This is a genomic window from Vibrio sp. 1167, assembly GCF_033340375.1.
Taxonomy (GTDB): domain Bacteria; phylum Pseudomonadota; class Gammaproteobacteria; order Enterobacterales; family Vibrionaceae; genus Vibrio; species Vibrio alginolyticus.
The window spans coordinates 336,562-351,050 of sequence record NZ_JAWOWK010000003.1 but is presented as its reverse complement, the minus strand read 5'-3'; the positions used below and the strand labels follow the sequence as shown (position 1 = coordinate 351,050).

Genomic DNA, 14,489 nt, shown 5'->3' with positions numbered 1-14,489 from the left:
GCCCCCTACTGCTTATCTTCAGCAGGTGTTTGAAGGCGCACTTCTACACCATTACGCACACGCTGTAGGCCTTGTGTAATAACCGTATCTTCCTGATCGAGCCCTTCTCGAATGATAATGCCTTGTTCAACCTGAGGTCCAAGCTCGACGTTACGACGCTCTGCCACACTTCCCTCAGCCATCACCATCACAAAGTCACCTTCTAAGTCAGTCTGTACGGCACGTCGTGGGATAACAATAACGTCTTTCGTGTTCTTGTCTCTCAAGTTCACTTTGATGTGCTGACCCGGAAGTAACTTCTGCTCTGGGTTTGGAACGAGCGCACGCATAGCAATCGTACCCGTTTTGGTGTCAATACGATTACCTAAGAAATCAAGCTTACCGAGATGCTCAAAAAACTGTCCATTTTCCAGTTCAAGCTGAACTTCAACGCGGTTTGATTCAGCCGAGCCATCACCTTTTACTTGATCCATACCCATAGCTAAACGCTCACTCACACTAAATGAGGTATGAACTGGATCTAAACTCACCAGAGTTGTCAGCACGCCAGATGATGGAGAAACCAGATCACCCGTACTAACTTTGGTATCACTAATACGTCCGCTAAAAGGTGCTCGGATTTGAGTATAGGAAAGGTTAACTTCAGCAAGTTTAAGTTGAGCATTTGCCGCTTCTAGCTCTGCTCTCGCACCAAGAAGTGCCGCAGTTAAAGCATCAAACTCAGATTGAGAGATACTACCGCGAGGCAACAAGTTTTTACCTCGAGTATGATCTAATTCGGCTTTTTTTAGCGCCGCTTTAGCTTGTGCAAGTGCGGCTTTAGCACTCGCGACTTGGGCTTCAAAAGAAGATGGCTCGATAGAGTAAAGGAGCTGCCCTTTTTCTACCATTTGCCCCTCTTCAAAGTGACGAGCTTTTAAGTAGCCAGAAATCTGCGCGGTAATATTGGTATCTTCTACTGCTTCAATGCGACCGATATAAGACTTGCTCGGTTGGTAGTCGATAACCGTGACATCCTGAGTCACTACGAGAGGCGCTTGACCTTTCGTTTGGGCATTATTAGCTTCCCCGCATCCAGCGAGGATTGCTGTAGCCGCCATTAGTGCGACAAGTGGTTTCTTTTGCATGTATTTACCGTCTTTATAGAACAGGATATTGTTGAATTCCTATCAACCTTACTCCTTGCTGCCACTGAAAACTTCACTGAAAAGCACCCAAGGTGTTTCTAAATGTAAACATGAGAAACAAAAGGAAAATAAAGTAATTTAGTTAACAGTGGTATTCAATGAGCAATATACATACAACTCAATCATAACTATTTAATATACGCCTTAGGAGATCGCGAATTTTAGCGTGAGCTTGGAAACACTAACGGGAGTATTGTATTCGGGCGTAAAGTGAGATTCAGTGCTCAAGATAAGAACGTTTTATGGCTAAAAAGGTAAAAAGTGACGCCTTCATACTCAAGACCCCGATTTTGACTATTTTTTTAATGTAAATGGGTTATCATTCAATTAATTCAACGCCTTCGACAGAGAGGATGACTATGATTTCTAAATGGGCGAAACGCTTTTACCAGATGGCAGAACTAGTGGCGTCTTGGAGTAAGGACCCATCAACACAAGTCGGTGCCGTTATTACTAAACAGAATCGCATTGTATCTGTTGGATTTAATGGCTATCCGCATGGTGTTTCTGACAGTGTCGACACCGATGAGCGCGAGTTGAAATACCTTAAAACACTGCACGCGGAAGAGAACGCAATTTTGTTCTCAAAACGTGACTTAGACGGATGTGATATTTGGGTAACGCATTTTCCTTGCCCTAACTGCGCGGCAAAGATCATTCAAACAGGGATCTCACACGTACACTGCCCTGAGCAGTCTGAAGACTTTTTATCTCGCTGGGGAGATAAAATCCAAGTCAGTCAAGATATGTTCGATCAAGCGGGTGTGAAAGTCGACTGGTTACCACTAGAAGACATTGAAATTGAAGACAAAGACGTGCGCTAGTATCCCATCTTAATAGTTAAATAGCCCAGGAAGATCTGGGCTATTTTGTTATTAAATCTGCAAGAGGTCTCGACGTAGTCTTTTAACTGTGTTTTTTTGCTGTGAGCTCAGCAATTTTGACAATAACGAGTACTGATTTTTCCATCATTTCAACAGAAATAAACTCATGAATTCCGTGGAAGTTAAAACCACCGGTGAAGATATTCGGGCACGGCAAACCCATAAAAGATAAACGAGCACCATCTGTACCACCACGAATAGGTTTTATAATCGGTTCCACATCACACGCTTCCATCGCTTGCTTTGCCAGCTCAATGATATGAGGGTAAGGCTCAACCATTTCTCTCATATTGTAATAGCTGTCTTTTATTTTTAGCTCTACAGAACCATGGCGTAAACCCGTGTTCATTTCATCGACGAGTTTCTGCATAAAGGCTTTTCGATCCTCAAGTCTTTGACGGTCAAAGTCTCTAATAATGTAACCTAGCTCGCTTCGTGCAACGCCCATTTCTGCCGATTTTAGATGGAAGAACCCTTCGTAACCTTCGGTTGTTTCCGGAGTTTGATCTTGGGGCATTTGAACTTGAAATTTCGCAGCCAAGTTCATCGCATTGACCATTTTGCCTTTTGCAGTACCTGGATGAACGCTAACACCATGAAAAATTACATCAGCGTTTGCTGCATTAAAGTTTTCGTATTCCAACTCACCTTGCGGGCCACCATCTATAGTGTATGCCCATTTCGCGCCAAATTTTTTAACATTAAACAAATCTGCACCACGACCGATTTCTTCATCTGGAGTAAAACCGATACAAATGTCGCCGTGTGGAATGTCTGGGTTTTCCAGTAGCAGAGCTACCGCGGAAAGAATCTCTGCGATACCGGCTTTGTTATCCGCGCCAAGTAATGTAGTGCCATCGGTAGTAATAAGATTGTGGCCATGTAGGTGATGTAAATCGGGGTATTGCACGGGAGATAACACTTCATCCCCCAACCCTAATGCAATATCGCCACCTTGGTAATCTTCGATGAATTGCGGCTTTACGTTTTTGCCAGATGCATCCGGCGCGGTATCCATATGGGCAATGAAGCCGATAGGAGGAACCTCATAGTCAATATTGGCTGGCAGTTTAGCCATCAAATAGCCATTTTTATCCAAAGTCACGTCACTTAAACCAAGCTCGATCATCTCTTTTTTAAGTAACTCAGCAAACACAAGCTGACCAGGTGAACTTGGGCAAAGCGTCACATGTGGATTGGATTGGGTATCAAACGTGACGTATCGAAGAAATCTTTCAACTAAATGTTTCATATTTATTCTCATTGTTTTGTACGATGAGGCCTTATCACGCATTGATAAGCTGACGTTGCCTCATCAAACCTCACGCTATGTTACGCTCTTAGTTCAATAAGAATTTGCTTTGAATCATTTTTTGATAAGAAAGGCTTTTGCGCTTTGCTTCCGCTCATTGAAGCATGAATTTAATCTAAAAGTTCCTCTGCCAGTACTCGCCACTCTTTAACCTTTTCACGAAAATGACGCCATTGCTTATCGGTCATCGAACGAGAAACATCTAATGTCAGTTGATCAACCAATGCAAAGTTAGAATCAATATTCAGAGAAAGCTGCTCACTATAATAACTCTCTGGCTCGAACAAGAGTCGCATAAATATATCTTGATAAGTCACAACATTAGATTTGTTGTCGAACAAGTATTCGAGCTCTTGATATACCGTGGCTCGATAATCTCTCCATAAAGGGCTGTTTAAAATAACTTGCTGAGAAAATCTTTGAGCTAATTGACGCTGATTTCCTGATAGATTCCCTAGCCATTCTTCCATCCACTCTTCAGTGTTATCCAGAATAATTTCACGCACTTCGTCTTCTGTCTTATCGGCATATTTTGCGTTTCGCTCTTGATAATGTTCTTGTACATTACTCAAAAACTCGCGTTCTTGCTCTTTCGTTAATTGCAAACTTAACGCAAAAAGATCTGGTGCTGCTTTGCTTACCACTCTATCGTAATGCGCTCGCATTCTATCTCGATTTTGTTGTAAGTAATTTAAGGTGATATCGCTCGCTTTTAATCTCTCAAGGTCTTTTAAATGTTCGATATATAATGGTAACTCCTCTTTCTTGTGCCAGTCTGCCAACAATAATAAGCGCTCTTCCACCAGGACTTCTTGTTCCCCTTGCAACGAGACATAGTCCTCTAAGTAATCGAGCACGAACCAATCGATATTGCTGTATAAAAACTTTTTCGCACAACCGGCAAGCAGAAATACGAAACAAAATAGAAGGCCATAACGAAGCGCCTTATTAGATACATCTTTTAATTTAGTCACTTATTCGTATTCCCTTTTCTGTTGATTAAGTTCTATACTCAACCTGTATCACTTAGTATTGCGGCAAACTTACACCAGTGTGACAAATATTGATTGCCACCTTAATAATATATAGAGTTTGAAATTAACTTTTTGATCACAGCTATCCGCAAAAAAGTGAGTTAGAGCGCAATTATCGGCTAAAAAACGTACCGAACGACGCTCCCTATAACGGCATATAATTTGCATGGATGTTTTTTGGATGGTTTATGGAGGCGAAGTATGGCAGCCGCTGAGCAACTTGATACCAGTGTAGAATATGAGATTCGATATTTTGAACAGGGGAAAATGCACTGCATGAGAGTCATTGCTGAAAGCAAAAAAGTGGCTTATCAGTACTATTTGGAGTGTGGTAAGCACAACAGTGACTTGTACTCTATTCGCCCAGACAAGTAAAAAAAACCGCCTAACAGGCGGTTTTTTTATTCGTCAGAATCAATATAACTGTTTGATTTTATTTATTATTACAGATTCAAATCCAACAATGTTATTTGATGTCGCCAAAGCGCTCAAGATAAAGGACGGTTGCTGCAGTACGAGAAGGAACTTGAAGCTTTTTAAGTAAACTCTTCATATGTACTTTAACCGTAGACTCAGAGATAAAAAGACGATCGGCAATTTGCTTGTTGCGGAAACCTCTTGCCACCTCTCTTAAGATCTGCGATTCACGATCGGTCAGTGTATCAAACACGTCCTCTTGCTCTGAACGTTCACTCAAATACTTAGAAACTTCTTGGCTGTATGCCTTGTCCCCTTGGTGCGCTTGTTTTAGCAACTCAACCAACTCATCGGGCTCAGTGTCTTTCAATAAATAGCCATCGGCACCACTTCGAACTATTGCTTCTATATCTGCTGGACTATCCGAAACGGTTAGAATGACAATTCTGGCTTCACAGCCATCTGCACGCAGTGCTTGCAAAGTATCAAGGCCAGACATGCCTTTCATATTAAGATCAAGAAGTACAAGATCCAGTTCCAGCTCATGCGCTTTCGCTACTGCATCCGCGCCATTACTTGCTTCTGCAATGACCTCAAACTCAGGCTCAAAGCTTAAAAGCTGGTGGATACCTCTTCGCATGAGTGGATGATCATCCACCAGCATTACTTTACACACTGTCACTGTTTACTTCCTTACTATGTTGGAATTCTAATTTTACGGTACAACCTTTGTTTATCGATGCTTCGATGTGAAGATCGGCATGCAGTCTAGCGGCCCGCTCTTGCATGATACTCATACCGTAATGATTTAATTTTTCGTCTTGATGTTCAAAGCCTATTCCATCGTCGCTAACGGTTACTGTGACTTTTCCATCATTATCGAGACATTGAATGTGAATATTATCTGCTTGCGCATGTTTGATAGCATTAATTGCCGCTTCTCTTATCAACTGTAGTAAATGAACCTGCTGATGTGCATCCAGTTCAGTTGATGAAAGTCTATTTTTTAGCGTAATGTCCGCAGCAGTTTGTTCACTGAGCGTTTCAACCATGTCTTGCAATGCTTGGCCAAAACTGCCCTCTTTAATCGTAAGACGAAACGTCGTCAGTAACTCGCGTAACTGCGTATAAGCGGCAGATAAGCCCGTATCTAGCTCGGCAATAACTTGATTAGCCTGCGCGATCGCCTTTTCGTCAGGCAAGTTCTTTACGCTTCTCTTCAACAAAGCGACCTGAATTTTCAAGTAAGAGAGTGCTTGAGCCAATGAATCATGCAACTCCCGAGCAATAGTGGCTCGCTCTTCCATCAGCAGAATTTGTTCTGCTTGGCGCTGCGCCCGATTGTAATACACGGCGCGTGATAAAATCTGCACGAAGTTGTCAATAAGAGCCTCGTTCGGACAAGGTAACCCTGCTTTCCAATATAAATAGCCCAAGTGCTCACCATCTAGCATCAGGGCTTTACCGTGGCAATCTTCATCACAATCTTGGCAGCATTCTTCTCCTTCCATCAATATCCAGCTCGGTTCTCCCAGCTGCTCGATTTCAAGTTTGACCGCTTTAATGCCCTCAAGACTGACGATATGCTGCAAAATCGCCTGGAAATTGTCTTGATTAATACGCGACGCCGTGAGTTCTTTTGACGAGTCATACAGCACCTCTAAAGACTGGTTGGCATGCTGCAATTTACGTGTTTTCTCATCAACCGCTTGTTCTAATCCTCGGTACAACTTACCAAGGTCTGTCGCCATCCGATTAAAGGTTCGAGTCAGTATTCCCATTTCATTATCGCTAGATACATTGAGCGATATATTAAATGAGCGATTTTTAATTTGCTCGCTAGCAAAAACTAAAGCACGCAGAGGCCGAACAACTTCGAGGCGCACAAAATGAACGACAAACATACTGACACAAAGAATGCCACCCAACCCTAACCCGCCGATCCAGGCTAAGTTAATCAGTTTTTGCTCCGAAAAGCTTTGTAGCTTAAATACAAACTCATCGATTTGTTCAACAAAACCGGCCACTAGGAGTTGATATTCTGCCGGGTTGTCTCCTCTCAGCACCGCCTTGAGTTCATGCCATCTGATAATAAGACGGTAGTAATCGTGAGTGATGTCTTCTGGCACAGACCAATGCTGAAGCGCTTTCATTGAAGGTGAATATATCGAATGTTCAAATGCGTCAATATGTGAAGAATAGTCAACAGATTTAACCTGAATATCATTCGCCAGACGGTAGCTTTGCATTCGCATCGAGCCAGCAACATTGACGGCTTCAGCATCGTTCAAACTGGACGCTAACGTAAAAATTGCAAAACCAGTCGTAGCGACTGAGAGCAGCAAAATAAGAAGCATCGCGGACGCAATCGTGCGCGTCACCGACTTTTTCACATTTTTAAACAATCTGAGTTCCTCGCCCATTAACAATCCTATTTGTACGTGCAATGAACCCATTACCTTTCAACTTTATCAATATGTGATCACCTGCGACGGAATTTATTGATCCAAAACAATATTGCATACCATTTACCCCCTAAGAGGTATTTATACAAATATGTCAAAAACTACAATTTCGTTAGTTTAAATGACAGTTTATTAATGAAAATTGTGGACTATGCTTAGTTTGGGTTCCAAGTTTCGAGGTGACTAAGTGGTAGACCTTTCCAGAAGAAGACTCTTTGCAAGAAAAGCGCACCCCGACAACGCCGTACGTTTGCCTTGGTTAACTAAACCGCAACAGTTTACGGACGATTGCACTCGCTGCGGTAAATGCATTGAGGCCTGTGAAACAAAGATTATAACCAAAAGTGATGGCGGATTCCCCTCGGTCGATTTTTCCATCGATGAATGCACATTTTGCTATCAATGTGCAAACGCCTGTCCTGAGCCCCTTTTCTTGCCAGAAACAGAACAACCTTGGCAAGCAAAAGCAAGTATCAACGATAACTGCTTAGCAAAACAAAATGTCGAATGCCGAAGCTGTGGGGATATGTGCGACCCGATGGCAATTCAGTTCAAATTAGAACTGGGGAAAGTAGCACAACCCAATTTAGACCTTGATGAGTGTAACGGCTGCGGCGCCTGTGTTTCAGTGTGCCCGACTTCATCCATCAATGTGAGCAATACAACAGCCTAAGCCGAATGTCGTCGGCCAAAGGCAATAAAAATAAATGAGAGAGCTATATGTCACTAAATGAAGTGCATATTTCAAGTTTGGTAGTACATGTGCTGCCGGAACATTTGGACGAAATCAAACAAAAGATAGAAGCACACGAAAATGCGGAAATCTATGGTGACAGTCCTGAAGGCAAGATTATCGTCGTACTTGAAACTGAGAACCAAGGTTTCATCACAGACACTATCGATGCCATTAATAATTTACCGAACGTCTTAAGCACGGTATTGGTTTATCACCAAATCGAAACTGGGCTTGAAGAAACGGATGAAGAAGACACTGGAACACAACATTCCCAAATCGAGGGTGAAGTATGAAAATGACAAGACGTGCGTTTGTGAAAGCAAACGCGGCTGCATCAGCTGCTGCTGTCGCAGGTGTGACACTACCAGCATCTGCAGCCAACCTGATTGCAAGCTCTGATCAAACCAAAATCACATGGGACAAAGCACCTTGTCGTTTCTGTGGTACAGGCTGTTCTGTTCTTGTTGGCACTCAAAACGGCAAAGTGGTAGCAACACAGGGTGACCCAGAAGCACCAGTAAACAAAGGTCTGAACTGCATCAAAGGTTACTTCCTTTCTAAGATCATGTACGGTCAAGACCGTCTAACTCAACCGATGCTACGAATGAAAGATGGCAAATTCCACAAAGATGGTGAATTTACACCTATCTCTTGGGATGACGCTTTCGACATCATGGCTGAGAAATGGAAAGCTTCCCTCGAGAAAAAAGGCCCAACAAGCGTAGGTATGTTTGGCTCAGGCCAATGGACAGTAATGGAAGGCTACGCTGCGTCAAAGTTAATGAAAGCAGGCTTCCGATCAAACAACATTGATCCAAACGCTCGTCACTGTATGGCTTCTGCCGTTGTAGGTTTCATGCGCGCATTCGGTATCGATGAGCCAATGGGTTGTTACGATGACTTTGAGAACGCAGACGCTTTCGTTCTTTGGGGCTCAAACATGGCAGAGATGCACCCGGTTCTATGGACTCGCATTACTGACCGCCGCCTAAGCCACCCTCACGTTAAAGTGAACGTGCTTTCTACTTACTACCATCGTTCATTTGAGTTGGCAGACCACGGCTACATTTTCAATCCTCAGTCTGACCTTGCAATTGCTAACTTCATCGCAAACTATATCATCGAAAACGATGCAGTAAACTGGGACTTCGTGAACAAACACACGAACTTCACTCAAGCAGACACTGACATAGGCTACGGTCTACGTGACGATGATCCGCTACAAAAAGCAGCGAAGAACCCGAACTCTGGCAAACTCACTTCTATCTCATTCGAAGAGTACAAGAAATCAGTAGCGCCATACACAGTAGAGAAAGCATCTGAAATCTCTGGTGTTGAGAAAGAGAAGCTTATCGAGCTTGCGAAGCAATACGCGGATCCAAACACGAAAGTGATGTCTCTATGGACAATGGGTATGAACCAGCATACTCGTGGTGTATGGATGAATAACTTGGTTTACAACATCCACCTACTAACCGGTAAGATCTCGACTCCGGGGAACAGCCCATTCTCACTAACGGGCCAACCATCAGCATGTGGTACCGCTCGTGAGGTTGGTACGTTTGCTCACCGCCTACCAGCGGACATGGTGGTTGCTAACCCTAAACACCGTAAGATTGCAGAAGACATCTGGAAACTGCCAGAAGGTACGATTCCACCAAAACCTGGCTTCCACGCCGTATTGCAAGACCGTATGCTGAATGACGGCGTTCTGAACTGTTACTGGGTTCAATGTAACAACAACATGCAAGCAGGTCCAAACATCAACACAGAACGTCTTCCAGGTTACCGCAACCCAGAAAACTTCATCGTTGTGTCTGACCCATACCCGACAGCAACAGCACAAGCAGCAGACCTTATTCTTCCTACCGCAATGTGGATTGAAAAAGAAGGTGCTTACGGTAACGCAGAGCGTCGTACTCAAGCTTGGTACCAACAAGTGGGCACGGTCGGTCAAGCAAAATCCGACCTTTGGCAGCTAATGGAGTTCTCGAAACGCTTCAAAATGGAAGAAGTGTGGCCTGAAGAGCTTCTAGCGAAAGCGCCTCAATACCGTGGTAAAACAATGTACGACGTACTTTACCGCAATGGTAACGTCGACAAATTCCCTATCGAAGAAGCTCGTGAACTGAATGACGATGCTCACCACTTCGGTTTCTATGTTCAAAAAGGTCTGTTTGAGGAATACGCAACATTTGGCCGTGGTCACGGTCATGATTTGGCTCCATACGACCGCTACCACCAAGTGCGTGGTCTACGTTGGCCTGTTGTTGATGGTAAGGAAACACAGTGGCGCTTTAAAGAAGGTTCAGACCCATACGCGAAAGAAGGTTCTGGTTGGGACTTCTACGGCAATGCTGACGGCAAAGCGAAGATCATTTCCGCGCCATACGAAGCGCCACCAGAAGTACCGAACGATGAATTTGATATGTGGTTATGTACTGGTCGTGTTCTTGAGCATTGGCACACAGGCACCATGACTCGTCGTGTACCTGAATTATACAAAGCAGTACCAGACGCAGTGTGTTACATGCACCCAGAAGACGCAAAAGCACGCAATGTTCGTCGTGGTGAAGAAGTACTCATGGCAAACAAACGCGGTGAAGTACGCGTTCGTGTTGAAACTCGCGGTCGTAACCGTCCGCCAAAAGGCTTGGTATTCGTACCGTTCTTTGATGCACGTATTTTGATTAACAAGCTTATCCTAGATGCGACTGATCCACTGTCTAAACAGACAGACTTTAAGAAGTGCCCAGTCAAAATCACTAAGATTGCTTAACCTTCAGATACTGAATGCTACGGCCGTCATTATGGCGGCCTAATAAAGAATTTAAGCCATAAAGGCGGAGATGAAATGATGAAAAAATTACTTGTCGCAGTTTTATCTGTAGGTGCGTTAGTGACAGGCATTGCGCAAGCTGAGTTGGATAATCCAGGTGGTATTGGTGGTCTAGAATCTTTACGTGGAATGTCTCAATTGGAAGATACGCGTCCAGCAGACGAGTTCAAAGACTTCCCTAAAGATCAAATCGTTGAAGACAGCTATGTTTATCAACCACCGTTGATCCCACACAGCATTCGTCACTACGAAATTTCGTTAAATGCTAACAAGTGTCTTGCATGCCATAGCTGGAAAAATGCAAAAGAGTCAGGTGCGACTAAAATTAGCGTAACGCACTATGTAAACAGAGAAGATGCGGTACTGGCAGATATGTCTCCTCGTCGTTACTTCTGTTTACAATGTCACGTTCCACAAACGGATGCAAAACCACTAGTGGAAAACGAGTTTAAGGCAGTCGATTCGCTTCAGTAATTGAAACGCGAGTACTAAGAGGTTACTTATGAAAATACTTAAAGCGTTTTGGAAGAGACTGTCGAGCCCGAGTAAAGCTGCCGCTGGTGTGGTTTTATTTCTAGGCTTCGCTGGTGGCCTTCTATTTTGGGGCGCATTCAACACAGGTATGGAAGCAACCAACACAGAAGAGTTCTGTTCTGGCTGTCACGCGCCGATCGTTGCTGAAATTCAAGAAACAATTCACTACTCCAACCGATCTGGTGTTCGTGCGATTTGTTCAGACTGTCACGTTCCTCATGAATGGACGGATAAGATCGTTCGTAAAGTACAGGCATCTAAAGAGCTATTTGCACACTTCGTAACCAAGACGATCGATACGCCAGAGAAGTTCCAAGAGCGTCGTGGACACCTCGCAGAGCGAGAGTGGGCACGTATGAAAAAGAATGACTCTCTTGAATGTCGTAACTGTCATGAGTTTGATTTCATGGATTACTCTCAGCAAGGATCACGTGCGGCAGAACAGCACTCCACCGCTCTCGCTTCAGGCGAGAAAACATGTGTAGACTGTCACAAAGGTATTGCGCACAAACTACCAGACATGAGCGGCGTTGAAGGCTGGCACTAAGGAGACTTACCATGAGTACATTAGAATCTGTAATTTGGCATATCCTTGGCTACAGTGCTATGCCAGTGATTATTCTTTCCGGCTTTGTGGCGGTAGCAGCAATCTCTCTCTGGCTGCTGTCATTTGGTAAGGATAAAGAGGTGTAACGTAATGCATCTCTACTCGTCAACTAGCCTATTTGTTGACACTGAGCGCCGAGCAAATGCTCGGCGCTTTTTTTATTTATTGCTCAATGGTACTTGCCAACCATAAACAAGCAATCATACATAAAAAAAGCGACCATAAAGGCCGCTAATATTTACTGCTATAGGGAGTCGTTTAAGATTCTTTTACTGGCAGAACCTGTTTGACGTATTGTCCTGGCGCTTCATCAATAACCGGATGGTTTTCTGAGCCAATAGGGAAAGGCTCAACTTGCTCTTTAGGGTTGAATTGGAGTAACCACTCGTTCCAGTGTGTCCACCACGATCCCTCTTTGTGTTCCGCGTTATTCAACCACTCATCAGCAGAGTCATCCAAATTATCGTTCAACCAATAACCATACTTATTTTTAGCTGGCGGGTTCACGATGCCCGCAATATGACCAGACTCACCGAGGACAAATGTTTTGTTACCACCCGTGTTCAGCGCACCACGGTAAGTTCCCTGCCATAACGCAATATGGTCTTCTTTCGTTGACACAAAATAGCTAGGAATTTTGATCTTATTTAGATCAATCCATACTCCACCAATTTTGACGCCTTTATCTTGCACCAGCTTGTTCTCTAAATAGAGCTCGCGAAGCAAGAAATTGTGAGATGCAGCGCTGACGTTGGTGCTATCGCTATTCCAGTACAACAAGTCGAAATCAACCGGACTGTTACCCTTCAAGTAATTGTCGACGTAGTAGTTCCAGTACAAGCTGTTTTCACGCAGTAAACTAAACGTCACGCTTAAGGAACGGCCGTCCATATACCCTTTTGCGTTATTTTGCGCTTCAATTGCACTAACAATGGTGTCATTGATATACGCGCCGACTTCACCTGGTTGAGAGAAGTCGAGCAACGTGGTGAAGAAAGTGGCAGACTTAATGCGCTTCTTCATACGTTTTGCAGCGTAGTACGCAACCGTGCTTGCTAAAACAGTACCACCAATACAATAACCAGCCGCATTAATTTGCTCTTGTCCTGTTATATCTTCAATTGCAGCGACGGCTTTCACCACGCCTTCTGTCACGTAGTCACCAAACTCTATGTGCGCTTGTGCCTTGCCTGGGTTACGCCAAGACATCATAAATACACTGTGCCCCTGCTCTAACAACCATCGAACCATTGAGTTCTTTGCTGTTAAATCAAGGATGTAGTATTTATTGATGAAAGGTGGGACGATGAGCAGCGGCGTCGCATTCACTTTCTCTGTTAGAGGTCGATATTGAATCAACTCAAACAATTCGTTTTGAAAAACCACATTGCCCTGTGTCGTCGCAACGTCATCGCCCACGCGGAATGCATTGTTATTCGTCATACGAATTTTTAAAATGTCTGCGCTCGACTCAACGTCTTCTTTCAACTGCTCTAAGCCTGCCAGTAAGTTTTGACCGTTTTGCTCAAGTGTCAGCTTCAAAAGCTCTGGGTTAGTGGCGATGAAGTTGGAAGGAGAAAGGGCGTTAATGGCTTGGCGAGAGAAAAAAATAATACGTTCTTTCGTCTTTTCATCTAAGCCTTCCAAAGACTCGATGGTGTCCAGATAGGTCTTACTAAATAAAAGGTAGGATTGTTTGATGAAGCTATACATGGCTTCATTTTGCCACGCTTCGTTTGAGAAACGCTTATCCCCTTTTTCAGCTTCGACGATTTGTGCTTGGTTCCCTGCCAATGCAACATTCTGCCAAATTTGCAGCTGCTGTTCCCACCACTGTGCTTGCAGCTTTAAAATCGCAGCAGGCTGATTCGCAGCTTGTTCGAACAGTTTGGCAGTATCCTCAAAGTTCACTTCTTGCATGGCCTTGTTTAAAGGAGAGTTCACGACTGCCTTGTTCACTTCGAAATCATGCCACCACTGATGATTGGTTTCCTGAAGCTTCACAAGATAGTCCGAAAAGAAGTGTTGAAACATAGTCTTACTCCTATATTCGGAAAAAACAACGCCGCCCAAATCTAGGGGCGGCGAGAATCGGACAAATTACGCTGGAGTAACAGTCTTTAGATTTTCCGAAGTCATTTTCTCAACGTCTTCTTTGAACTCTTTTGCAATCGCTTGAAGCTTGTTGCTGTCATCCATCATTTGTTGAGAAAGTTTAGTAAGTACGCTTAGTTGCTGACTGTTGAAAGCAGTCAATGACGTTACGTCTTTGATTTCTGTCGCTGCTTTCATCTGGTTTAGACCCACTTCACTGTATGTGCGAATGGCGTTCAATTGAAGCTCGGTCAACACTTCTACGTTTTTTGTCACTAGCTTGTTGAACTTCAAGTAAGGTTCTAGATTTTTTTCAGTTTGATCGCTAAATGTTTTGAAGAAATCTGTGTACATGGTTTGTCTCCTAGAGAAAGAATTAA

15 protein-coding genes are annotated in these 14,489 nt (G+C 43.7%); 8 read left to right on the top strand and 7 right to left on the bottom strand.

The features are described 5' to 3' along the window. Window positions 1-5: 5 nt before the first annotated feature. Complete coding sequence (gene vmeY, locus R7Z78_RS08430) at window positions 6-1,127, bottom strand: multidrug efflux RND transporter periplasmic adaptor subunit VmeY (protein ID WP_169644415.1); 1,122 nt, start codon at window positions 1,125-1,127, stop codon at window positions 6-8. Window positions 1,128-1,546: 419 nt separating this feature from the next. On the opposite strand from vmeY, the gene R7Z78_RS08425 reads away from it, so the two are divergent. Beyond that, window positions 1,547-2,011, top strand: a complete 465-nt coding sequence (locus R7Z78_RS08425) for a dCMP deaminase family protein (protein WP_005373515.1) — start codon at window positions 1,547-1,549, stop codon at window positions 2,009-2,011. 82 nt (window positions 2,012-2,093) lie between these two features. Here the strand turns inward: R7Z78_RS08425 and pepT are convergent, their stop codons facing one another. Together pepT and R7Z78_RS08415 are read right to left on the bottom strand one after the other, a co-directional pair. After that, a complete protein-coding gene (pepT, locus tag R7Z78_RS08420) occupies window positions 2,094-3,323 on the bottom strand; it encodes a peptidase T (RefSeq protein ID WP_033906377.1) in 1,230 nt (409 codons plus the stop codon). A gap of 170 nt (window positions 3,324-3,493) precedes the next feature. Continuing rightward, window positions 3,494-4,357 (bottom strand): DUF6279 family lipoprotein, encoded by an 864-nt coding sequence (locus tag R7Z78_RS08415; protein WP_005389049.1) that lies wholly within the window; start codon window positions 4,355-4,357, stop codon window positions 3,494-3,496. 261 nt (window positions 4,358-4,618) lie between these two features. Here R7Z78_RS08415 and R7Z78_RS08410 point away from each other — a divergent pair, with 261 nt between their 5' ends. Further along, on the top strand, window positions 4,619-4,792 hold the full coding sequence (locus R7Z78_RS08410) for a hypothetical protein (RefSeq protein ID WP_005373524.1): 174 nt from the start codon (window positions 4,619-4,621) through the stop codon (window positions 4,790-4,792). A gap of 91 nt (window positions 4,793-4,883) precedes the next feature. On the opposite strand, the gene R7Z78_RS08405 is transcribed toward R7Z78_RS08410, so the two are convergent. Together R7Z78_RS08405 and narQ are read right to left on the bottom strand one after the other, a co-directional pair. Beyond that, entirely contained in the window at window positions 4,884-5,498 is a 615-nt protein-coding gene (locus tag R7Z78_RS08405; RefSeq protein ID WP_031777156.1) for a response regulator, read from the bottom strand. A 4-nt stretch (window positions 5,499-5,502) separates the two neighbouring features. Continuing rightward, window positions 5,503-7,239, bottom strand: coding sequence for a nitrate/nitrite two-component system sensor histidine kinase NarQ (gene narQ / locus R7Z78_RS08400; RefSeq protein ID WP_025767926.1), 1,737 nt, complete (start codon window positions 7,237-7,239; stop codon window positions 5,503-5,505). A 247-nt stretch (window positions 7,240-7,486) separates the two neighbouring features. Between narQ and napF the strand changes: the two genes are divergently transcribed. The 6 genes from napF (at window position 7,487) to R7Z78_RS08370 (ending at window position 12,101) form a co-directional block, all read left to right on the top strand. Beyond that, on the top strand, window positions 7,487-7,972 hold the full coding sequence (napF, locus tag R7Z78_RS08395) for a ferredoxin-type protein NapF (protein ID WP_005373529.1): 486 nt from the start codon (window positions 7,487-7,489) through the stop codon (window positions 7,970-7,972). 47 nt (window positions 7,973-8,019) lie between these two features. Further along, a complete protein-coding gene (locus R7Z78_RS08390; protein WP_005373535.1) occupies window positions 8,020-8,328 on the top strand; it encodes a chaperone NapD in 309 nt (102 codons plus the stop codon). After that, window positions 8,325-10,814 (top strand): periplasmic nitrate reductase subunit alpha, encoded by a 2,490-nt coding sequence (gene napA, locus R7Z78_RS08385; protein ID WP_005389060.1) that lies wholly within the window; start codon window positions 8,325-8,327, stop codon window positions 10,812-10,814. Before R7Z78_RS08390 ends, napA begins: the two co-directional genes overlap by 4 nt. A gap of 78 nt (window positions 10,815-10,892) precedes the next feature. Beyond that, a complete protein-coding gene (locus R7Z78_RS08380) occupies window positions 10,893-11,348 on the top strand; it encodes a nitrate reductase cytochrome c-type subunit (protein WP_005389061.1) in 456 nt (151 codons plus the stop codon). A 28-nt stretch (window positions 11,349-11,376) separates the two neighbouring features. Further along, window positions 11,377-11,955, top strand: coding sequence for a NapC/NirT family cytochrome c (locus R7Z78_RS08375; RefSeq protein WP_005373542.1), 579 nt, complete (start codon window positions 11,377-11,379; stop codon window positions 11,953-11,955). A gap of 11 nt (window positions 11,956-11,966) precedes the next feature. Continuing rightward, the gene (locus R7Z78_RS08370; RefSeq protein ID WP_005373546.1) at window positions 11,967-12,101 is read left to right on the top strand and encodes a TIGR02808 family protein; all 135 of its coding nucleotides are present in this window, start codon (window positions 11,967-11,969) and stop codon (window positions 12,099-12,101) included. Window positions 12,102-12,273: 172 nt separating this feature from the next. Here the strand turns inward: R7Z78_RS08370 and phaC are convergent, their stop codons facing one another. Together phaC and R7Z78_RS08360 are read right to left on the bottom strand one after the other, a co-directional pair. Further along, on the bottom strand, window positions 12,274-14,049 hold the full coding sequence (gene phaC, locus R7Z78_RS08365) for a class I poly(R)-hydroxyalkanoic acid synthase (protein WP_017819891.1): 1,776 nt from the start codon (window positions 14,047-14,049) through the stop codon (window positions 12,274-12,276). A 66-nt stretch (window positions 14,050-14,115) separates the two neighbouring features. Next, window positions 14,116-14,463 (bottom strand): phasin family protein, encoded by a 348-nt coding sequence (locus R7Z78_RS08360; protein WP_005373550.1) that lies wholly within the window; start codon window positions 14,461-14,463, stop codon window positions 14,116-14,118. Between the last annotated feature and the right edge of the window lie 26 nt (window positions 14,464-14,489).